Origin of the sequence: Pseudomonas sp. IPO3749 (assembly GCF_013386605.1) — a bacterium.
Taxonomy (GTDB): domain Bacteria; phylum Pseudomonadota; class Gammaproteobacteria; order Pseudomonadales; family Pseudomonadaceae; genus Aquipseudomonas; species Aquipseudomonas azotoformans_A.
Genome location: NZ_JACARN010000011.1, coordinates 1 through 20,220 on the forward strand (window position 1 = coordinate 1; position 20,220 = coordinate 20,220).

The 20,220-nt window shown below is 64.1% G+C and carries 20 protein-coding genes; all 20 read right to left on the minus strand.

Annotated features, from left to right (window positions below; translation table 11 throughout):
• Positions 1 to 282: 282 nt before the first annotated feature.
• Positions 283 to 531, minus strand: a complete 249-nt coding sequence (locus HX812_RS04475) for a DUF2274 domain-containing protein (RefSeq protein ID WP_003160610.1) — start codon at positions 529 to 531, stop codon at positions 283 to 285.
• Positions 528 to 1,808: a TrbI/VirB10 family protein gene (locus HX812_RS04480; protein ID WP_038842564.1), complete on the minus strand. Its 1,281-nt coding sequence runs from the start codon at positions 1,806 to 1,808 to the stop codon at positions 528 to 530. Before HX812_RS04480 ends, HX812_RS04475 begins: the two co-directional genes overlap by 4 nt.
• A 2-nt stretch (positions 1,809 to 1,810) precedes the next feature.
• Positions 1,811 to 2,839 (minus strand): P-type conjugative transfer protein TrbG, encoded by a 1,029-nt coding sequence (trbG, locus tag HX812_RS04485; RefSeq protein ID WP_087920863.1) that lies wholly within the window; start codon positions 2,837 to 2,839, stop codon positions 1,811 to 1,813.
• 116 nt (positions 2,840 to 2,955) lie between these two features.
• Positions 2,956 to 3,660, minus strand: a complete 705-nt coding sequence (gene trbF / locus HX812_RS04490) for a conjugal transfer protein TrbF (RefSeq protein ID WP_023087391.1) — start codon at positions 3,658 to 3,660, stop codon at positions 2,956 to 2,958.
• 12 nt (positions 3,661 to 3,672) lie between these two features.
• Positions 3,673 to 5,040 carry a P-type conjugative transfer protein TrbL gene (gene trbL, locus HX812_RS04495; protein WP_023124820.1) on the minus strand — a complete coding sequence of 456 codons (1,368 nt, stop codon included), beginning with the start codon at positions 5,038 to 5,040 and terminating at the stop codon, positions 3,673 to 3,675.
• Entirely contained in the window at positions 5,037 to 5,330 is a 294-nt protein-coding gene (locus HX812_RS04500) for a hypothetical protein (protein ID WP_023124819.1), read from the minus strand. The genes trbL and HX812_RS04500 overlap by 4 nt, the downstream gene beginning before the upstream one ends.
• An 11-nt stretch (positions 5,331 to 5,341) precedes the next feature.
• Positions 5,342 to 6,070: a P-type conjugative transfer protein TrbJ gene (trbJ, locus tag HX812_RS04505; protein ID WP_023087388.1), complete on the minus strand. Its 729-nt coding sequence runs from the start codon at positions 6,068 to 6,070 to the stop codon at positions 5,342 to 5,344.
• Positions 6,067 to 8,517, minus strand: coding sequence for a conjugal transfer protein TrbE (trbE, locus tag HX812_RS04510; RefSeq protein WP_023124818.1), 2,451 nt, complete (start codon positions 8,515 to 8,517; stop codon positions 6,067 to 6,069). The genes trbJ and trbE overlap by 4 nt, the downstream gene beginning before the upstream one ends.
• Positions 8,518 to 8,532: 15 nt before the next feature.
• The gene (locus HX812_RS04515) at positions 8,533 to 8,802 is read right to left on the minus strand and encodes a VirB3 family type IV secretion system protein (protein WP_023087386.1); all 270 of its coding nucleotides are present in this window, start codon (positions 8,800 to 8,802) and stop codon (positions 8,533 to 8,535) included.
• Complete coding sequence (locus HX812_RS04520) at positions 8,799 to 9,182, minus strand: TrbC/VirB2 family protein (protein ID WP_023124817.1); 384 nt, start codon at positions 9,180 to 9,182, stop codon at positions 8,799 to 8,801. The genes HX812_RS04515 and HX812_RS04520 overlap by 4 nt, the downstream gene beginning before the upstream one ends.
• Complete coding sequence (trbB, locus tag HX812_RS04525) at positions 9,179 to 10,204, minus strand: P-type conjugative transfer ATPase TrbB (protein ID WP_023124816.1); 1,026 nt, start codon at positions 10,202 to 10,204, stop codon at positions 9,179 to 9,181. Before trbB ends, HX812_RS04520 begins: the two co-directional genes overlap by 4 nt.
• Positions 10,201 to 10,665: a hypothetical protein gene (locus HX812_RS04530; protein ID WP_023124815.1), complete on the minus strand. Its 465-nt coding sequence runs from the start codon at positions 10,663 to 10,665 to the stop codon at positions 10,201 to 10,203. The genes trbB and HX812_RS04530 overlap by 4 nt, the downstream gene beginning before the upstream one ends.
• Positions 10,662 to 12,665: a conjugal transfer protein TraG gene (locus HX812_RS04535; protein ID WP_023124814.1), complete on the minus strand. Its 2,004-nt coding sequence runs from the start codon at positions 12,663 to 12,665 to the stop codon at positions 10,662 to 10,664. The genes HX812_RS04530 and HX812_RS04535 overlap by 4 nt, the downstream gene beginning before the upstream one ends.
• 249 nt (positions 12,666 to 12,914) lie before the next feature.
• Positions 12,915 to 14,072, minus strand: coding sequence for a patatin-like phospholipase family protein (locus tag HX812_RS04540; protein WP_228770476.1), 1,158 nt, complete (start codon positions 14,070 to 14,072; stop codon positions 12,915 to 12,917).
• An 83-nt stretch (positions 14,073 to 14,155) separates the two neighbouring features.
• A complete protein-coding gene (locus HX812_RS04545; RefSeq protein WP_023124812.1) occupies positions 14,156 to 14,404 on the minus strand; it encodes an EexN family lipoprotein in 249 nt (82 codons plus the stop codon).
• Positions 14,401 to 15,345, minus strand: coding sequence for a LysR family transcriptional regulator (locus HX812_RS04550; RefSeq protein WP_023124811.1), 945 nt, complete (start codon positions 15,343 to 15,345; stop codon positions 14,401 to 14,403). The genes HX812_RS04545 and HX812_RS04550 overlap by 4 nt, the downstream gene beginning before the upstream one ends.
• A gap of 99 nt (positions 15,346 to 15,444) precedes the next feature.
• Positions 15,445 to 15,945 carry a MarR family winged helix-turn-helix transcriptional regulator gene (locus HX812_RS04555; protein ID WP_049876657.1) on the minus strand — a complete coding sequence of 167 codons (501 nt, stop codon included), beginning with the start codon at positions 15,943 to 15,945 and terminating at the stop codon, positions 15,445 to 15,447.
• A 35-nt stretch (positions 15,946 to 15,980) separates the two neighbouring features.
• Positions 15,981 to 17,513: a DHA2 family efflux MFS transporter permease subunit gene (locus HX812_RS04560; RefSeq protein ID WP_038842570.1), complete on the minus strand. Its 1,533-nt coding sequence runs from the start codon at positions 17,511 to 17,513 to the stop codon at positions 15,981 to 15,983.
• Position 17,514: 1 nt separating this feature from the next.
• Positions 17,515 to 18,696 (minus strand): HlyD family efflux transporter periplasmic adaptor subunit, encoded by a 1,182-nt coding sequence (locus tag HX812_RS04565; RefSeq protein ID WP_038842572.1) that lies wholly within the window; start codon positions 18,694 to 18,696, stop codon positions 17,515 to 17,517.
• A complete protein-coding gene (locus HX812_RS04570; RefSeq protein WP_080642334.1) occupies positions 18,693 to 20,180 on the minus strand; it encodes an efflux transporter outer membrane subunit in 1,488 nt (495 codons plus the stop codon). Before HX812_RS04570 ends, HX812_RS04565 begins: the two co-directional genes overlap by 4 nt.
• Positions 20,181 to 20,220: the final 40 nt, after the last annotated feature.

Here is a 20,220-nt window from a genome sequence, read left to right on the forward strand (position 1 = left end):
ATAAAAAATGTCCGCTGTCAAGCCCTTAGTGCGGGCATGCAGCGGTGCGGAAGGTCTTATGGGGGCAAGAGGTTAGGCCAGATTTCGACCGCCATGTGCTCTTGCTGCTTATCGAGCTAGGTGCCGCATAGGCGCTTCGCGGTAGTAAACGCAGGGGCGTCGTAGCGGGCAAGGTCGCGTCGTCATCATAGCCCCAACTTATCGCAAGACGCCCTCAAAAGCGAAGCGCAGCCCGTGGGCTGCGCTTCCGTCATTGGGATGCTAGCGGACTCGTCCGCAGCATCAGGGCGGTTTCGGCGGCGAAGCCTTGGCGACCGCCGCTCCCTTCCTGAATCCCCGATCCCCGGCGATGAATGCCTCCAGCATGTGCGGGATCAGCGTCGTTGCATCGACCGTTTCGCCGTAGGTCTGCGCGTGCAGCACCGCATAGCGGTCGAGGTCGGCCTTGAGGCCGGCTGGACAGGCGAAGGTCAGCTTGATGCTCTCGGTCTTGGGCAGCGGCCCGAGCCGCAGCTTCTTGGTCGTACTCATTGCGAAGCTCCCCGATTGAAGAACAGCGGCTGGTAGGGCCGCAGCACTAGGTCGCGGTTGACGATGATGCGCACCGGCAGGCCCGGCCGCTCGGTCAAAGTGGGCTGGATGTTGAGGTTGCGCCGGGTCATCTCCTGCCCGACCTGATTCACGCTGTCCTGCAGGCTGTCGCGGCCGGCGATGATGACGCGATCGCCGTTACGGTTCTCCGGCGCGGCCAGTTCGGCGCCGACGCCCAGCAGCGTCGTCAGCGCCGCACCGGCGAAGACGCGATCCCAATGCCAATCGACGCCATCCTCCAGGCCGGCGTAGCCGGCCGGATCGGTGCCAGCCAGGTTGTCCAGCGTGAGCGAGGACGTGTCCGGCAGGATGATGCGGTTCCACACCACTTGCACACGGCTCTGCCCGTAGGCGACCTGGCTGTTGTATTTGCCGAAGATGCGCGAGCCCTGCGGGATCAGCAGATAGCGGCCGGTCGCGGTGTCGTACACCGGCTCCGTCACCGTGCCGATCACGTCCCCCGGTAGATCGGACTTGATGCCCGTCACCAGCGCCGCCGCGATCACCGTCCCGGTCATCACCTGATACGGCGAGGTTGGCATTTGCAGGTTGCCGGAATTACGGGTTTCCGTGGTTCCGGCTTTCTGGAACGCCTCTTTCTGGTCTTGCCGGTTCTGCACTGTGGTCGGGTCGGCAGGCTGCGCCGCCGTCGAGGCCGGCCCAGCGGCCTGCGGGTCGAAGCCGGCCAAGCCAGATGACGGGCCGGCAGCCGCCACTTGCGCGGGCGCAGCAGCGGCACGCTGGTTGCTGGAGCGGAAGAACACCGACGATCCCGCTGCCGCTTCAGCTTCCTTGCGCCTCGCGTCACGCTCGGCTGCCGCCGCATCCTGGCCGGGCGGCGTGTAGCGGGCCACCGCTGGCTGCTGCGAGTTCACGATAGCCGGCCCCAGATCGCCCGGCAGCGGCGGCCCCAACTCTGGCACCTTCGGCGGCAGCTTCGAGTAGTCGGCGGGAAGCTGGTCGAGTCCTTCGGACTTCGACACGCGATCCACGTTGTAAAGCTCGGCCGGCTCGTTGCCGCCGCGCCGGTGCGTCGGCTGCAATGACCACATCGTTGCGCCCAGCACCGCGACGCCGAGGCCGCCAGTCAGCAGCGCCAGCGTGCGCCGATTGAGACGTGTCACCGGGCGCGGCTGCGCCCGCAGCGCCACATTCTCCGGCGCGACCTTCGGCGTGGCATCAGGAATCGGCACGTCCGGGATTCCGTCGTGGCTCATGGTCAGTTCCCCCGCGTGCCATCCGTACGCTCGATGCGCACCATGTCGCCCTTGTCTCCGCCGAGACGCAGTTCGGCCGCGCCGAACAGCCGATCCACGATGTAGTACGGCGAGCGGAAGCGGTAGTTCACGAGTTGCCCGTCGCCCTGCGCGCCGATGACGAACAGTGGCGGCAGTTCGCCTTGGGCGATGCCCGGTGGAAACTGGATATAGACCTTCTCGCCGTCATCGAAGGCGCGCAACGGCTTCCACGGTGGATTGCTGCCGCTGATCGCGTAGCGGAAGCGGATCTTTTCCAGCGACAAGCCGGTATCGACCGGCGCGGCCGCTTGCGCGGCTTGATCCTGACGCCGCAACGCGAGCATCTGGTCCTTGGGGTACTCCCAGGACACCGACGCCATCCACGCCTTGTCGGTCGAGGTCAGCTCGATCAGGTAGGTGCGCCGGCTGGTGGTGATGACCACGTTCGTTTTAAGGCCGGAGCGGATGGGCTTCACCAGCACGTTCACGCGCAGATCGTTGCCGGCGCCGCTGGATGTGTCGCCGACGATCCAGCGCACGGTATCGCCGGCGGCGACCGTTACCAGCTCCTCACCGGGCTGGAGCGAAATCACGGTGACGCGCCCCGGCGCGGCATAGACTTGGTATAGCGCGCCGTCGGTGAAGGGCCAGACCTGAATCGCATTGACGTAGCCCTCGCGCGTTGGCGCGATGCGCGCCTCGGCGTTGGCGCGCGACACGCGCACAATTTCGTCGGCCGGTTCCGGTGCGGGCTTGGCCTCGTCCGCTTCCGGCAGTGGCTTCATCTGCGCTGGCAGCGGCAACACCTTCGGCACCGTCACTACTTCGACAGGCTTGGGCGGTTCCGGTAGCGGCTGCGCCTGCACCGGCTCATCGAGCGAGATGCGTGGCGGCGGCTTGCCTTGCGAGGCGCAGCCAGCGAGCGCAGCCACCAAGGTCAACAAGCTGACCGTGTAGAGGACTTGGCGATCCAGTCCGAAGCGCGGCGAAAACAGCGGGAAAGCCAGCATCAGCCCATCGTTCAAACGCCGGCGGTATTCGTTTTCTGGTTGGCTGCGCCCAACACGGGTTTTTCTTTCGATACTGCCGGGCTGGGGTAATAGCAGAAGACGGGTTTGCAGTGATTTCATGGTTTGGCTCCTTCGGACGCATCCAGTTCGCGGCTCCACGACAGCCCGTTGACGTAGATGCCCAGCGGGTTCTTGCGCAGGCGCTGCTCGGTGCGCGGGGTTTGCAGGACGATGGAAAGCACGGCGTTCCAGCGTTCGGTGCCGGCCGGTGCGCCATTGATGAATCGCTGTTCCGTCCAGCGCACGTTGAATGACGAATCGCTGGCGCGCGTGACGCTGGTGATCTGCACCGTCACGGATTCTTTGCCGACGCGGGCGAACGGGTCGTTCTTGCTGGCGTAATCGTTGAGCACAGCCGCGCCGCGGTCGGTGGTGTAGTCGTAGGCGTCGAGCCAGTTCTGTCGCACGACGATCGGGTCGATGGAGAGCGAGCGAACCAGCGTGATGAAGTGCGCGAGGTGGTAGGCGATCTGCGCATCCGCCGGTCGGTATGGCGTGGCGGCTTCGCCGACGGCGCGAATCTGGCCGGTCTTGTCCACCTCCACCACGTAGGGCGTGACGATGGACTGCGCCGAGCGCCAGACTAGGCCGCCTGCCATCAGCAGGGCGAGCACGAGGCAGCCGAAGGCCATCAGTCGCCAGTTCTTCGCCTGCACGCGGCCCGAGCCGATACGCTCGTCCCACACCTGCGCGGCGGCTTGATACGGGGTGGCAGGCTGCGGTGTATCGGCGTAGCGCACCTGCGGTCGCTTGAATCGCATGGCTCGTTCTACTCAAGAATCGGAATTGCCCAGGCTTGGGCCTTGCGCCGAGCCACCGCCGTCCCCGCCGCGCAGTGTGTGCGCGGCAGTGGTCGCCGCATGGGCGATCTGTTGACGGCGGTGCAGCCGCTTGGCCCAGGCGGGCTGCGACTGCTCGGCAGTGTTGGCTTGTGCTTCGCTCGCGGCCTGACCGGATGCGCTGGCACCGGATGCGGCGGCGCCCGCGCCGTCCGAGCGAAACGCGGCGGCTGCGCGCTGCCCAACTGAGCGCACCCCCGCGGTGGCCTTCTGGCCGACTGCTTGCGCGCCGGTCTTAGCAACATTGCCCAGGCCAGCCATTGCGCCTTTCGCGCCGCCGCCGGCGGCGGCGGAACCGGCTTGGAACGCCGACCGCGCGCCGGTCGCGGTCGAAGCAGCGGCACGGGCGCCGCTGCCGATGGCGCTGGCGGCGGCCGGCGCCATGCGAGCACCAGCAGCAACAGCACCGCCAACGCCGGTAGCGGCAGCGCCGACAGCGACGGCTGTTCCCGCCGCGCCTAGCGCCGCACCAGCCATCGCGCCGGCCCCGAGCTGCGGCGAGCCGGACACAAGGCCCGTGGCGATGCCCGGCCCGTAGATGCCGAGCGCGAGCATGGCGAGCGAGGCCAGCATCACGACCAGCGCATGATCGATGGAAGGTTCATCGGGCGTGACCTGGAACTCGGCGAACAAGCCCGTACTGATGCCGACAATGACGGCCAGCACCAACACCTTGATACCGGACGACACCACGTTGCCAAGCACCTTTTCGGCGAGGAACGCGGTCTTGTTCCAAAGCGCAAACGGCACAAGCACAAAGCCGGCGAGCGTGGTCAACTTGAACTCGATCAGCGTGATGAAAAGCTGCACCGCCAGCACGAAGAAACAGAGGATGACCACCAGCCAGGCGAGGAACATCACAACGATGGGCGTCAGATTGATGAACACCTCGGGGAAGCCGGCCATCTCACTAATTTGGTCAAGGATCGGCGCGGCGGCGTCGATGCCGGTCTTGGCGAGATGCCCCGGTTGAAGGAACGTCTCCATGCTCAAGGTCGAGCCGGTGGCCGTCAGGCCCAGGCCGGCGAATGAGCGAAACACGATGCTCGCCAGCATGTTGAAGTTGCCGATGATGTAGGCGAAGGCGCCGACGTAGAGCACCTTGCGAATGAGCTTCGCCATCACGTCCTCGCCTTGGCCGGTAGCGTGGCCGAGCGCCCAATAGAGGCCGGCGAGCGTCATGTCGATCGCCACCAGCGTTGCGGTCAGGAACGCGACCTCGCCCCGCAGCAAGCCAAAGCCGGAGTCGATGTAGGCGGAAAAGACGTTGAGGAAGTGGTCGATGATCGAAACGTCGTTCATGGCCGTTCCTCCAGCGGCGCGTCGGGGCCGTCGAAGCTGGCCGGGATCGGCGGCAGATCGGCGAGCGTCTGATATTCGTCCGGGCCGGCTTGGCCGGAGAGGAGACGGCGTAGGTCGGCTTGGGCGACCTGTGCGCAGAACGCGCCGTCATGTTCGCCATGCCGGCACTGCGCACGCAGCGCGTGCAGCCGTGTCGGATTGGCGGCCAGTGCATCGACCGACAGCGCCTGCCGCCGGTCGCAACCCGCCAGCAGGCACACGAAGGCAAACAGGACGGGCGCGTGCTTCATGGCCGTGCCCGTCAGTTGCCGTAGAAGTTGACCGACTGCGGCGTGTACGCCGTGCCGGTGCCGAGAAAGCGTCGCGTCACCTCACGGCCACGTTCGACGGCGGCGGCCTGACGCGCCAGTTCCAGCGACACCGCGCGCCCCTGCGTGAGCTGGAGCTGCTGCGCCTGAATGGACTGCTTGGCCTGCAAGGCCAAAAGCTGATTGGTCGCCTGCATGGCCTGCAAGGCGCCCGTGGCCGACTGGCTCTGGCCGACCAGATCGGTCAGCACGCCCTCGTCCTCGGTCACGTTCTGCGACACCTGCGCCTGCATCCGCATCGCGGTCTGCAAGCCTTCGAGCGTGTTCTGCCAACGCTGGTGGGCATCTTGGTACATCTGGTTGCCGCTCACGGTCGCGGCGTACTGCTCCGGGTACAGGCGCGCGAACTGCTGGTCCATGCTCTGCACCTGGAACGCCAGCCCTTGCGCCTGCGCGATGAGTTGCTGGGTGGTCGCCAGCGTTGAGCGCAGCCGGTTGACCACATTGAACGGCAGGCTCGCCAGGTTACGCCCCTGGTTGATGAGCATCTGCGCTTCGTTCTGGAGTTGCTGAATCTGGTTGTTGATCTGCTCCAGCGTGCGAACCGCGGTCAGCGTGTTCTGCACGAGGTTGGTTGGATCGACGACGACCCATTGCGCCTGCGCGGTGGACGTGACACCGATCAACGCAGCGATGGCGAGGGAAAGAAGGCGAATCTTCATTGCGAAATCTCCTGTGGTTGGGGAGCGAGGAAGGACGCGGCAGATGGTGCGGACGGCAGCAGGTCGGCGGCCCAATCGAGGCCGCGATGGCGCAGCCACGCGCCGGCGAAGCCGGGTGCGCCGGCCTGCGTCAGCACGCGGTCGATGTCGCGTTGGTCTTGCGGTGTGGATGCGCCCGCGAACGCGAGCGCGGCCGGCCCTAGGTCGAGGTCGAACAGGCGATTGCCGAGGCGCGATTGGTAGTAGTAGTCGCGCTTGGGCTGCGCGATGGCGACGATCTCGATTTGCCGGCTGTTGAGGCCGAAGCCCTCGTAGATCGAGCGAATCTGCGGCTCGGTGGCCTGCGGGTTAGGCAAGAAAATCCTGCTCGCGCAGCTTTCGATGATCGCTGGCGCGATGGTCGAATCCTTGATGTCGGCCAGCGATTGCGTGGCGAAGACGACGCTGACGTTCTTTTTTCTGAGCGTCTTGAGCCATTGCCGGATGCGGGCCGCGAAAGACGGTTCATCGAGGAACAGCCACGCTTCATCGAGAATAAGCAGCGTTGGTGCACCGTCGAAACGCTCGTCGAAGCGGGCGAACAGGTAGCGCAATACCGCTTGCACGGCGGCGGGGCTGTGCATCAGTTCTTCCATCTCGAAGCCCTGCACGCCGGCCATGCCAAGCCTATCGTGGTCGGCGTCCAGCAGCTTTCCGTGCGCGCCGCCCAGGACATAAGGCGCGAGTGCTTGGCGCAGCGCGTTCGATTGCAGCAGCACGGAAAGCCCGGTCATCGTGCGCTGTTCCTGCGGCGCACCGGCGAGGCTGCCCAGCGCCGACCAGATGGCCACCTTCTCGTCCGGGCCGACGGTCACGCCTTCATGCAGCAGGCGACCTTCCACCCATTCGGCGGCCCAGGAGCGGTAGCCCTCATGGTCGATGCGGGCGAGCGGCTGGAACGCGATGCCACCATCGGCGCCCAGGTCGTAGTGCTCGCCGCCCAGGCCCAGGATGGTGGCGCGCATCGAGCGGCCCATATCGAACGACAAGATCCGCGAACCGAAATAGCGGCGGAACTGCAAGGCCAGCGTCGCCAGCAAGACCGACTTGCCCATGCCGGTCGGGCCGGCGACCAGCGTGTGCCCCACGTCGCCGATGTGCAGCGACAGCCGGAACGGCGTCGCGCCATCGGTGCGGGTGACGATCAGCGGCGGGCCGTCCAGATGGTCATTCTTCTCCGGCCCGGCCCATACTGCCGACAGCGGCATCATGTGCGCCAGGTTCAGCGTCGAGACGATGGGCTGGCGCACGTTCGCATAGGCGTTGCCAGGGATGGACGATAGCCACGCATCCACGGCGTTGAGGGTTTCGGGGATGGTGACGAACCCGCGCCCTTGGATGACGCGCTCCACCATGCGCAGCTTCTCGTCGGCCACGGCCGGGTCGGCGTCGAGCACCGTCACCGTGGCGGTGAGATAGCCGAACGCGACTTGATCGCTGCCCAATTCCTGCAAGGCCGCGTCGGCATCGGCGGCCTTGTTGCTGGCGTCGGTATCGACCAGCGGGCTTTCCTGCTGGAAGATCGTCTCGCGCAGCAGCGCGACGACGTTCTTCCTTTTCGCAAACCACTGGCGGCGCAGGCGGCCCAGTTCCTTTTCCGCCTCGGCTTTGTCCATGCAGAGGAAGCGCGTGCTCCAGCGGTAGGCAAAGCCCAGGCGGTTGAGGTCGTCCAGCAAGCCCGGCCAGGTCGAGGTCGGAAAGCCGCGCACCGACACCACGCGCAGGTGCTGGTCGCCCAGCGTGGGCGCCAAGCCACCGACCAGTGCCGAATCGGCCAGTAGCGCGTCCAGATGGAAAGGCACCTCGGGAACACCGATGCGATAGCGCCGCGTCGAGACGGTCGCGTGCAGGTAGGTCAGCGTCTGGCTGTCGTCCAGCCACGCAATCTCCGGCATCACGCCATCGAGAAGGTCGAAGATGCGTTCGGTTTCGGCGACGAACGCGGTCAAGTGTTCACGCCAGTCCACGCCGGCGGTCGGCGTGTTCTCGTAGAGCAGCTTGGCCGCGCGGGCGCGGGATTCCTCCGGCGGCAGGTATTGCAGCGTGAAGTGATAGCCGCTCTCGAAATGGTTGCCGGATTCCTCGAAGGTCGCGCGCCGTTCCTCGTCCACCAGCCACGACAGCGGTTCGGGAAAGTCCGAGTGCGGATAGTCCGCCGCCGGCCGGCGCTCGGCTTCGACGAACAGCGCCCAGCCGGCACCGAGGCGGCGCAGTGCGTTGTTTAGGCGCGCAGTCTTGGCGATCAGTTCGCCTTGCGTTGCGCTTTCCAAGTCAGGTCCACGGAACCGCGCCGTACGTTGAAAACTGCCGTCCTTGTTCAAGACGACACCCGGCGCGACTAGGCCGGCCCACGGCAGCCAGTCGGCGAGCAAGGCCGGGCGCTGGCGGTATTCGGCGAGGTTGAGCACTGCGGCGTCCTCCCGTCACACGTCCAGCAGCGGCTTGTGCTTGAGGTGCTTGGCGAACACCTGCATGAACTGCGGATCGACGCGCGCACCCCACACCGCCAGCGAATGGCCGACGATCCAGAGCACGACACCGGGAATCCAGAGCTGCAGGCCCAAGCCCACGGCCGCGGCCAGCGTCCCGTTGGCGATCGCCACGGTGCGCGGCGCACCGCCCAGCAGGATCGGCTCGGTCAGCGAGCGATGCAGAGGCACCTCGAAGCCAGGCAGGTCGGTGGCCGTGCTCATACGACGGCCCCGCCGGAGAAACTGAAGAACGACAGGAAGAAGCTCGATGCCGCGAACGCAATGGACAGACCGAACACGATCTGGATCAGCTTGCGGAAGCCGCCGCTGGTGTCACCGAACGCAAGCGCGAGGCCGGTGGCGATGATGATGATGACCGCGACGATGCGCGCGACTGGCCCTTGGATAGATTCGAGGATGGATTGCAGCGGCCCTTCCCAGGGCATCGAGGAACCGGCGGCTTGTGCCGTGCCGGCGGTCGCCAGCATGACGGTCGCCGACAACAGGCCGTGGTGCGCCGGCCCGACCAGGCGGCGCAGGCGTGCGGGGATGGAAACCGGATTTACGGAAAAGCGGAAAGCATGGGCGTGCGTCTGCGTCATGGCAGTTCTCCAAGGTGGTTAGGGGACGGGGAAGAAAGCGGCACTTCTGGAAGCGGCTGCTCCAGCGCATCTGCCAGGCGATAGCCCACGCCGTCGAAGCCAAAGACGCGGGCGATGCTCTCGATACGACGGCGCCGGCCACGGCCGGCGATGTGGATGACGACATTGACCGCCTCGGCGACGAGCGCCCGCGGCGGGTTCACGGCCACTTCGAGAATCAGTTGCTCCAGGCGCAGCAATGCCCCAAGCGCGGAACCGGCGTGGATCGTGGCGATGCCGCCGGGATGGCCGGTGCCCCACACCTTGATGAGATCCAGCGCCTCGCCGCCGCGTACCTCGCCGACGATCACGCGGTCGGGGCGCAGGCGCATCGTGGCGCGCACCAGCTCGGTCATCGACACGACGCCGGCGCGCGTGCGCAGCGGTACGTGGTCGCGCGCCGCGCATTGCAGTTCGATGGTGTCTTCGAGCACCAGCACGCGGTCGCCGGTGGCAGCGATCTCGGCGAGCAAGGCATTTGCCAAGGTCGTCTTGCCGGTGCTGGTGCCGCCGGCGATGAGAATGTTCTGCCGCTCGCGTACCGCGTCACGCAGGAACGCAGCCTGCTCAGCAGTCATCATTCCGTCGGTGACGTAGCGTTCCAGCGGAATGACGCCGACCGCGCGCTTGCGCAGCGCAAAGGCTGGGCCAGGAGCGGCCGGCGGCAGAATGCCCTCGAAGCGTTCGCCGGTTTCCGGCAGCTCGGCGGTCAACAGCGGCTGACCGCGATGCACTTCCGCGCCGACGTGGGCCGCGACCAGGCGGATGATGCGTTCGCCGTCTGCCTCGGACAGCTCGGCGCCCATCGGGGCACGACCCGACGACAGGCGATCGACCCATAGCGTGCGGTCGGGGTTCAGCATGATTTCCACCACGTCCGGGTCTTCCAGCGCGGCGGCGATCAGCGGCCCCATCGCCGTGCGCAACATGCGGATGCGCCGGTCGAGCGATGTAGTGGCGAAGGATTGCGGCACGGCGCTCATGACCCACACTCCTCGGCCGCCGCCAGCGCCGCCGCGTCATCGAGCCGGGCGGCATCGGGGTTCAGTTCTTCCACCACGTCGCGTACAAGGCTGCGCCCGCGCATCAGGTGGCGGCCGAGCTGTTCGACGAACTGCTCGAAACGTGCCTTGCCCTGCGCGCGTGCGGCTTCCTGATGCGCCTCGGGAACCGGCGTGCTGACTGTGAGGTAGTAGCGAACGAACAGCGCCAGCGTCTCGATCTCGATGTTCTGGTCGCGCTCCAGCCGCTCGAACTGGCGCGACAACCGATCGAGCCGCTTGGCGATGGCTGCCTCGCGCTGGTCGCCTGCATCGGGTGACAGCCACGATGCGAGCGCCGCCGCGACGATGCTGGACTTCGAGACGCCTTTCTTGGTGGCCAGCTCGTCGAGGCGTTTTGCATGCTCGTGCGGAATGAACAGGTTGAGGCGGTACTGGCTCATAGCTCGATCCCGTCTTGTTGGTCGAGGGACGCCAGCCGGGCCGTGCGCTGCATGGCCGGGTCGAGCTGACGGGGAAGCGGCAACGGCAGGTCGTCGTCATCGAGCAACGCCAGGTCGTTGTCGGCCGGCTGCTGTTCGGGGCTGTATTCGGCGATTTCGGATAGCTCTGGCTGCCGGCGCGGCCCGCCGTCGTCGGCAGCGGCGCCGGTGTCGTCGTCCGCCAGGCCGGCGGCAGGCGCGACCGGCACAGCAGGAATAGCCAGCCCGCTCCAGTCGTCGGGCCGAACCGGCGGCGCATCGGCGTAGCGTCCGGCCGCGAGCGCGGGCGGCGGAAGCACGCGGCGCTTGAAATTGGCGTCGGCGTAATAGCGCAACTTCTTCGCCTTGATCGGTGCGACGCTGGACACCATCACCACGGCATCGTCGGGCGGGAGCTGCATCACTTCACCGGGCGTCAACAGTGGGCGCGCGGTTTCCTGGCGCGACACCATCAGGTGCCCCAGCCACGGTGCGAGCCGGTGGCCGGCGTAATTGCGCTGCGCACGCAGCTCGGTGGCCGTACCGAGCGTTTCGGAGATGCGTTTGGCGGTGCGTTCGTCGTTGGTGGCGAACGTCACGCGCACATGGCAGTTGTCGAGGATGGAATGGTTCTGGCCGTAGGCTTTGTCGATCTGGTTGAGCGACTGCGCGATGAGGAAGCTGCGGATGCCGTAGCCGGCCATGAACGCCAAGGCCGTCTCGAAGAAGTCGAGGCGGCCCAGCGCAGGGAACTCGTCGAGCATCAGCAGCAATTTGTGCCGACGCGCGATGCCATCGCTGCCGTCGAGCGATTCGGTTAGGCGCCGGCCGATCTGGTTGAGGATCAAGCGCACCAGCGGCTTGGTGCGGCTGATGTCCGAAGGCGGCACGACGAGGTACAGCGAGACTGGATGTTCGGACGCGATCAGGTCGGCGATGCGCCAATCGCAACGCGACGTGACTTCGGCCACCGTCGGATCGCGGTACAGGCCGAGGAACGACATGGCGGTGGACAGCACGCCCGATCGCTCGTTGTCCGACTTGTTGAGCACCTCGCGCGCAGCCGATGCGACGACGGGATGCGGCACGTCGCCCAGGTGCCGCGTGGTCATCATCCGGTGCAGCGTCAACTCAAACGGGCACGCGGGATCGGACAGGAAGTTGGCGACGCCGCGCAGCGTCTTGTCCTCGCCCGCATAGAGCACATGCAGGATGGCGCCGACCAGCAGCGCGTGCGAAGTCTTCTCCCAGTGGTTGCGGCGTTCGAGCGCACCTTCGGGATCAACGAGAATGTCCGCGATGTTCTGTACGTCGCGCACTTCATGCGCGCCGCGCCGGACTTCCAGCAGTGGGTTGTACGCGGCCGACTTCGGATCGGTCGGGTTGAACAGCAGGCAGTGCGAGAAGCGCGAACGCCAGCCGGCCGTGATCTGCCAGTTCTCGCCCTTGATGTCGTGGATGACGGCAGACGCTGGCCAGCTCAACAGCGTGGGCACTACCAGGCCGACGCCTTTGCCGGAGCGCGTCGGCGCGAAGGTCAGGACGTGTTCCGGGCCTTCATGCCGCAGGTATAGGCCACGATGCAGGCCGAGAAACACGCCGGCAGGCTTGTCCAGGCCGGCCTTGCGAATGTCTGCGGCTTCGGCCCAGCGTGCAGAGCCATAGGTCGTGACCAGCTTCGATTGCCGCGAGCGCCATACGGACATGGCAATAGCGACCAGCACGGCCACCAGGCCGCTGCCGCCAGCGATTGCGCCGCCGGTGTCAAAGATGCGCGGTGCGTAGGCGTCGAATGAGAACCACCACTCGAACAAGCGCCAAGGGTGATAGACCGGCGTGCCGAGTAAGTCGAACCAGGGCGAGCCAAGGCGTACTTGATAGCCCAGGGCGGCGGCTGTCCACTGCGTGGCGCTCCACACGCCGGCAATTACGATGCCGAACACGACACCGATTTGCCCGAACAGCACACCTTGACCTTGCATCCCGGCCTCCGCTTTCTCCTCGTTGTCACGCGGCACAAAAGCGTGCCGCACGCATAAGGATCGGAGTCAGGTCAAGGGTTGGTCAAAGACCGTTATCGGCAGGAATATCGCGGAAAAAGCAAGATTTCATGCACGGGCGAATGTACGGAAAACGCCGCCTACGACGGCGGGTTATGGCGTGTCGAGCGATATACGCGCGGCGCATGCGAATGCTTGCACCCTGAAAGTCGAAGTGCAGCACCCATCCCCTCAGAGCCACCCGAAAAATTCGCAGACTGCCTGCCGTTGCGCCAGCGTGTCGCGCTCACCCAGCGCCATTACCTCCTGGGTGAATGGAGCCTCGAACAGCAGATAGCTGACCAGGGCGGCGCCGCTCAGGTCGCCGCTCGCGCTGGACGAGCCGACGCCGCGCAACAGGGCGCGCACGGCCCGCGGTAGGTGCTTTTGGTGGCGTGCCGCGATGTCGTCGATGCGCTCGCTCGGCGCAATCACCAGCGCCTTCACCGGACGTAGTGAGGTGGCGAGGCGCTGGCCCAGCGTCATCATTCCAAGGGTACGGTTGACGCGCTCCATACGCTCGATGTCCACCGTGAGCGCGTCGAGAAATATGTTCGACAGCACGTGTCCTCCGACTTGGGCCAGTGTCGGGTAGCCGCCGTTACGCACGAGTCGCCCGCGAGGTTCGTGCATCCGACCAACGCCGACGATGAGCATACGTTGCGCGCCCAGGTGGATGGCCGGAGAGATCGGCGCGGTCTGCCGCATCGAGCCGTCGCCGTACCAGCCGGCATGCTCCATATGTTCGATGCGTTGTGCCGGGAACACGAATGGGATAGCCGCCGAAGCGAGCAGGTGTGCCAATCCCAGCCGCATGGGCACGGCCAGCCGCTGCGAGCGTTCGTAGCCCGTCATATCGCCGATGGACTCAAAGAAGGTGAAGTGCTCGCCGCTGGTGTAACTGGACGCGCCGATCGCCAGCGCACGCAGATGGCGCTGGGCCAGCATGTGCGGCAGCAGTTCCAAAGGCGCCCAATGTCGCAGCAGTTCGGCTAGTGGTCCATTGTCCAGTAGTGAATGCGGTCCTTCTTTGCGCCAGCGTGCCAACATCCAGCCTACCGAGATCGCGCTCAGCCACTGTGCGCCGCTGCGAGCGATACCAAGCGCGTCGGTGCGATACACCTGACCAGCATTGAAGTTGCGCCAAACTGCGGCGATGGCCTCCACGCCAGCGTCAAAGGAGTCTGCGCGACAGGCTAAAGCGGCGGCGTTGATTGCGCCTGCCGAGGTGCCGCATAGGATACCGAAGGGGTTGGGCGCCCCTTCGCCCAGGTGTTCACGGCGCAACGTCACCAAAGCCTGAAGCACACCGACCTGGTAGGCGGCGCGCGCACCGCCACCGGACAGCACGAGAGCCGTCTTTGCAGCACTAATGGCCGGCCTAGTGTGTGGCATCGCGGGCTCGCTTGATCATTAGGTAGGTGATGGCCCGATCAAAACTTCGGCTGCTCTTTCGGTGGGGTATAGGGCGCCTTCCCATCGCCAAAGAACCGTCGATTCGTCGCCTCAGCCACACGATTGCAGAGTTCGTCGCCCAGCTTGGCGCGATCCGTCTTGCACTGTTGCCGCAGTTCCTTCAATCGTTGGGGATTGGCGGCAAGTGCCTCTACCGTTTCGGTGGGTTCGGATTTGCCGCAGGCGGTCAGCATCGCAGCAAGCAGAATCAGCACAATCTTGTTCATGGCTCGATTTCCTCCGAAGCATCAAGGTCGGGTAGTACGGTCGGCTTCTTCGTCGCGGATGGTTCAAGGGTGCTTGTTCTCTCGATGAAACGAGCCAACACTTCCGAAGGCTCGTTGCCCCGGCGCAGCAGGTAAGTAGTGAGCATGGGTGTGCGGCCAGCCAGAGGCCGCGCGACCACACCCTGTTCACGGCTGGCGGCAATCTGCGAGGCTCCGGCCAGCCCAAGGGCGAAACCTGCTGCCACCATCGCCATCATCAAATCAACGGAGGCCACCCGTTCGGCGATCAACGGCTCTTGATCGACCCTACGCAGCACCCTTTCAATCTGCCGCGTATATCCTTCGCACGCATGGGGATCGCCAAGCACCAGCGGATGGCGTAGCACTTCCTCCAGTGGGATGCGCTTGTACGTCAACAGCGGGTGCCGAGAGGGCACCGCCACCATCAAGGGATCGCTCCAGACAGCTTCGGCGACGATGCCGTCGCCAACTTCATCCGACCGAGCAAACCCCACGTCGTAAAGGTCGTCGTGCAGCCCTTTGATCTGCTGGGCCAGCGAAACTTCGGATAGACGTATCTCGATTTCCGGTTCTTCTTCGCGACACAATGCTAGAAAGGTTGAGAAGCGTGAAGGCGGGATGCCATCCGATAGCGCAACGCGCAACTGGTTATGAAAACCGTTGGCAGCCGCCTTCACGCTGTCGCGCGCCTGCTGCAAAGCCGTGAAGACGCGCGGCACGTGTTCCAGAAATAGCTGGCCTGCGCGAGTCAGTCGGGTGCTGCGTGTATTGCGCACGAAAAGCTGTGCACCCAAGTCTTCTTCCAGCTCTTTGATCGCGCGCGATAGGGGAGACTGCTCAATGTGCAGCCGCTCAGCAGCGCGAGCAAAATGCAATTCCTCGGCGACTGCAATAAAGCAGCGAAGATGGCGTATTTCCATCGCAGTCTCCTAAGCGGACCGCTCGCGCCTTGCCGGTGCAATTTGCACGGTTCCCATTCTTGTCGCAGGCCACGAAAGCTGTCGGCAGTAGAACCTCGGTTAAGTTAGAAAGCTCTGATTTACAGGTGAGTTGCTCAGTTCTTCCGCTGCGCGGGCGTTTAGAAGCATGTGCCTCAAGCATCGCTTGAGAGCATCAATATCCTTCTCATTCATTCCATCGAAGAGGATGGCGTAAGCGCCGTCAAAGACCGACGGCAGTTGCGAAGCCGTTTCCTTGCCATCGCGTGTTGCGAGGAGATACGTCACTCTGCGATCACGCTCGCAAGGAACTCTCTGAATCAACCCTCGACTAACCAGACGATCTATCAGTCGCGTAATGCCACTCGGGTAGAGCTTGTACTCACGCGCAAGGTCAACGGAGGTCATGCTTTGGCGGCACGCCAACAGCAGCAGCACGCTCGCCTGCATGCCTGTAAGGCCGCCCAGCGAAGACGTTCTCTGAGTGATGAGCTGCCAAATCGCCATGTTGGTCCGACTCATCAGATGAATGAGGCCATGTGGCACATCGGCGTTGCTTTCTCTTGCATATATCAATTGCATGTCACACCCCGTCGGCAGTATTCACGCTCCTTAGATCAATGCCCCGTGACTTTCTGGAGTGGCCCCTTCGGCCGCTTAACCAGCCAGATAGCGCCGATCGAGAGGATCATCAGCACGGTAGCCAGCGCATAAAAATCGTTCGTAGCCAGCATCACAGCCTGACCATCGACCAGGCGCGAGAAAAATGCTGTAGAACTCGATGGCGGTATTCCGGCGCGAACCGCCGCGGAAGCGATTTCATGCCCTGCATTCGGGTTGATGATTGAGACAAGCTCGGACCGGCTTGCCTTCGACATATGCTCCCAATAGGTTTGGGTCAGGGACGATCCGAGCGCCATCGAGAGCACGCGCAGGAAGTTTTGCAGGCCGGCTCCATTCGCAATGCGCTCGGGCGGCAGGTCGGAAACACCCAACGAGGTCAGCGTAATCATGCATGCGGGAATGCCTGCGCCGAGGACAAACATCGCGATGGCCACCGACATGAAGTCGGCTTGGGTCGTCAGATGCGCCCGCATGAAGAACGAGACGGCCAAGATACCCATGCCGTAGGTGACGATCCAACGAGGGTCAACCTTCGGCAGGAGACGACCGACGATCGGTGAAGTCGCCACCGCGAGAATGCCCATCGGCGCGGTAGCGAAGCCGGCCCATGTCGCCGTGTAGCCCATCTGTTGCTGGAGCCACAGAGGCGTCAGCACGATGTTGCCGAAAAAGATGCCGAACATCAGGCTCAGCGTGATTGAGGAAACCAGCCAGTTGCGCGAGCGGAAGACGCTCAGGTCGATCACGGGATCGGAGTCGGTGAGTTCCCAAATAATCAGATAGATCAGCGAAACGGCTGCAACGATGGCGCACGTGACCACTAGCGGCGAAGCGAACCAATCCAGCTCGCGGCCCTTGTCGATCATGATCTGGAAACTGGTGACAAAAACCACCAGAAGCGCCAGACCGATTCCGTCGATGCGGGAACGCTCCGTGGGTTCGTCCCGGCCCCGAAGCACTTTCATGGCGCCCAGCATGACCAAGATGCCGAACCCGATGTTGATGTGAAATATCCAGCCCCAGTGCCAGTTATCCGAAATGATCCCGCCCAGGATTGGGCCGAAGATCGGGGCCACGACCGTCATCATTCCCCACAACGAGAGCGCGATGTTTGACTTGTTCTTGGGGAACACCGCCAGCATCAACGTCGATGACAACGGAATCAGCGGTCCACCGGCCAACCCCTGCAACACGCGAAAGAAGACGAGGCTTTCCAGAGACCATGACAGGCCGCAGCACACGGAGAACAGTACGAATGCCACGACGCAGATCATGAACAACCGTACTTCGCCGACCTGGCGAACGAGCCAGCCGGTCAGGGGGATGGTGATGGCCTCCGCAACAGCATAGGACGTGATGATCCAAGTGCCCTGGCTCGTCGAGACACCCATCGACCCCGAGATCGTGGGCATGGCCACGTTGGCGATGGTGGTATCGAGCACCACCATGAAATTCGCCAGAGACAGGATGATTGCCGCGATGACCAGATCCATCCCGGAAAGCGGCTTGTGTTCCGAGGAAGTCATGTCAATACCTCGTCGCAACCGGCTGGGACTCACCGTGGTCGCGCAGATCGACGGTAGCCTCCATTGACAGACCGACCCGCAGCGGATGCTGCTTCAACTGCTCGGGATCAATCCAAATCCTGACGGGCAGCCGCTGGACCACCTTGATCCAGTTGCCCGTGGCGTTCTGCGCGGGAATCGCTGCGAAGGCAGACCCTGATCCTCCAGCGAAGCCTTCGACACGGCCCGTATAAACGACATCGCTGCCGTAGAGGTCCGAGGTCAGTTCCACGTGCTGCCCGGGACGGACCTTCTGCAACTGGCCTTCCTTGAAGTTCGCATCGACATAGATGCGGTCGATCGGCACCACGGTCATCAGCCGCACGCCAGTCTGAACCTGTTGCCCAATCTCCACCGAACGCTGCGCGATGACGCCATCGAAGGGCGCACGCAGCACCGTCCGTTCAAGATTCACGCGCGCCTGGTCAAGCCGCGCCTTCGCCGCGAGTACGGCGGGGTTGTCATCGACCGTGCTATCTACGATCAGCGCCGAGTTGGCCGTCCGGGCGCCGCTTGCAGCTTCCTTTGCGGCCTCGGCAGCGCGAACTCGGGCTTGAGCCTGCTCCAGCGCAGCGCGCGCCTCGCGCAACTGCGTCTGCGCATTCGTCAGCTCCTCTTTCGAGACAGCGCCTTCTTCAACCAGGTTCTGCCTACGGCGCTCGTCGATGACCGCTTTTTCATAGGCGGCAGTTACACGGGTCAGGCCACTGCGAGCGGTGGCGATTTCGGCAGCACGCAGGGCCACTTGTCCCGCAAGGCTCTCGTCATTTCCCAGCAGTTGCCGTACTTGGCGCTGAGTACGCGCCAAATCCGCCTCGGCCTGCGCGACAGCAATCTTGGCGTCGGTATCGTCCAGAATTACCAACACGTCGCCAGCCTTGACGGCCTGCGTGTCACTGACCTTGACTTCCTTTACAGGGCCGGCAACGAGTGGTGTGATTTGGGCCACTTCCGCTGCCGTGTAGGCGTTATCCGTGGTGACGGATTTGCCTGCGAACAGAAGCGCCCACGCACCGTAGAGAACACCGATGGCGACCAAACCAACCGTCGCAATTAAAACGAGACGTTTGCGCTTCGCCCGCTTTTGTGAAGCCTCCGGCGTTGTGGAAGAATCTTGAGGGTCAGGGGGCATCGGAGCACTCATCGGGTCACCTGTTCATTCATTGAGGAATCGGGAAAGCCGCCGCCAAGGGCCTTTGTCAGCGCAATGTCGAGGGATAGGCCGCGCACCCACAGGGCATTGACGGCCATCCGCGCATTGAGCGCGGCATCCTCCGTCGTTAGCACGGTTTGATAGTTGGATAAGCCGCCCTCGTAGCGGCGCTTGGCGAGTTGGTAGGCTTTGTCGCTGCTGACGACCGCCGACTCCGTTGCTTCGAGGCGGATCGGAAGCGCTTGCAAGCTCCTCACCGCGTCCGCGGTTTCTCTCAATGCTTGGACCAGCGCATCGTTGTAGCTGGCTACTGCGAACTCGTATTCGGCCCAGGCTCGGCTGTAGTTCGCTCGGAGCCTTCCACCCTCGAAAATGGGCAGATGGATGGCGACTCCGGCACGGCCCGCGTCGGAACCCGAATCGAACAGGCGGTTCAGGCCCAGCGACTCGTAGCCAACCAGGGCGACCAGATTGACGCTGGGATAGAAGCCTGCCTTTGCAACGCCGATACGCTTGGCGGCCGACTCCACGCGCCATCGCGCTGCCACGATTTCGGGCTTGCGCCCGATCAGATCGCTCTTCAGTGTTTCCGGAAGCGCCAGGGACAGGCTCGGCGAAAGATGCGTCTCGTGGATATTCAGACCACGATCCGGTCCACGCCCCAGCAGAGCCGCGATCCCATTGCGAGCCAGTTCTATCCGCTCTTCCACGTCGGCCAAGTCAGCCCGTGCCAGCTTGGCCCTCGCATGTGCCTGTTCCAGTGTTGTCTGTGTATCGAGGCCCTGGTCAACGCGGCGCATCGCCATGCGCTCGGAGTCCTCACGATTTCTGAGCGTGTCGCTCGCCAAATCGCGCTGTACATGCAAGCCATTGAGTTGGACATAGCGGCTTGCAAGCTCCGTCGTCAGCAGGACGCGGGCTGCGGCGGCATCGGCTTGCACCGCCAGCGCCTCGGATGTGGCCGCATCCAGCGCGGACCGGTTCTTTCCCCAAAAGTCGAGTTCCCATCCGAAATTCAGAGAAGCCGCGCCATAGTCGTTCCATCCCTTGGAAACGACATCCTTTGGGAAGATGCTGTTGTACGTCAGCTTCTGCTCGCTGGCGGATGCGTCCAGTGAGACAGAGGGAAACAGCGCTGCGCGCGCACCTTTCGATCGCGCAATAGCGGCATTGAGGCGAGCCTGCGCTTGCGCCATCGACGGCGAGCTAGCCAGCGCTTCGTCCATCAATTGGTCAAGTTGTGGATCGCCAAAGGACTTCCACCACGCCTGCGTCGGCCATTCACCGACAGGCGCCCCAAGGCTCTTGTCGGCCGCAAGCCCGTCCATTGATGCGGGCTTTTCCATCGGCCCCAGGTCCGGGATGGAGGCGCATGACGCCAGTACTGCGCAGCAAATCGCTACCGCAGCGGTTTTGCGCCATGCGGCAGAGGACTTATCGACGAAGGATGAATATTGGAGCGATGGGCTTGACATGGAGGCACCCGTGACTTGGCATGGCGCCATGCTAAACCGA

Coding starts and splice junctions, on each gene's coding strand:
- HX812_RS04475 (WP_003160610.1), bottom strand. CDS start 531: ATGAGTACGACCAAGAAGCTGCGGCTCGGGCCGCTGCCCAAGACCGAG.
- HX812_RS04480 (WP_038842564.1), bottom strand. CDS start 1,808: ATGAGCCACGACGGAATCCCGGACGTGCCGATTCCTGATGCCACGCCG.
- trbG (WP_087920863.1), bottom strand. CDS start 2,839: ATGCTGGCTTTCCCGCTGTTTTCGCCGCGCTTCGGACTGGATCGCCAA.
- trbF (WP_023087391.1), bottom strand. CDS start 3,660: ATGCGATTCAAGCGACCGCAGGTGCGCTACGCCGATACACCGCAGCCT.
- trbL (WP_023124820.1), bottom strand. CDS start 5,040: ATGAACGACGTTTCGATCATCGACCACTTCCTCAACGTCTTTTCCGCC.
- HX812_RS04500 (WP_023124819.1), bottom strand. CDS start 5,330: ATGAAGCACGCGCCCGTCCTGTTTGCCTTCGTGTGCCTGCTGGCGGGT.
- trbJ (WP_023087388.1), bottom strand. CDS start 6,070: ATGAAGATTCGCCTTCTTTCCCTCGCCATCGCTGCGTTGATCGGTGTC.
- HX812_RS04515 (WP_023087386.1), bottom strand. CDS start 8,802: ATGAGCACGGCCACCGACCTGCCTGGCTTCGAGGTGCCTCTGCATCGC.
- HX812_RS04520 (WP_023124817.1), bottom strand. CDS start 9,182: ATGACGCAGACGCACGCCCATGCTTTCCGCTTTTCCGTAAATCCGGTT.
- trbB (WP_023124816.1), bottom strand. CDS start 10,204: ATGAGCGCCGTGCCGCAATCCTTCGCCACTACATCGCTCGACCGGCGC.
- HX812_RS04530 (WP_023124815.1), bottom strand. CDS start 10,665: ATGAGCCAGTACCGCCTCAACCTGTTCATTCCGCACGAGCATGCAAAA.
- HX812_RS04535 (WP_023124814.1), bottom strand. CDS start 12,665: ATGCAAGGTCAAGGTGTGCTGTTCGGGCAAATCGGTGTCGTGTTCGGC.
- HX812_RS04545 (WP_023124812.1), bottom strand. CDS start 14,404: ATGAACAAGATTGTGCTGATTCTGCTTGCTGCGATGCTGACCGCCTGC.
- HX812_RS04550 (WP_023124811.1), bottom strand. CDS start 15,345: ATGGAAATACGCCATCTTCGCTGCTTTATTGCAGTCGCCGAGGAATTG.
- HX812_RS04555 (WP_049876657.1), bottom strand. CDS start 15,945: ATGCAATTGATATATGCAAGAGAAAGCAACGCCGATGTGCCACATGGC.
- HX812_RS04560 (WP_038842570.1), bottom strand. CDS start 17,513: ATGACTTCCTCGGAACACAAGCCGCTTTCCGGGATGGATCTGGTCATC.
- HX812_RS04565 (WP_038842572.1), bottom strand. CDS start 18,696: ATGAGTGCTCCGATGCCCCCTGACCCTCAAGATTCTTCCACAACGCCG.
- HX812_RS04570 (WP_080642334.1), bottom strand. CDS start 20,180: ATGTCAAGCCCATCGCTCCAATATTCATCCTTCGTCGATAAGTCCTCT.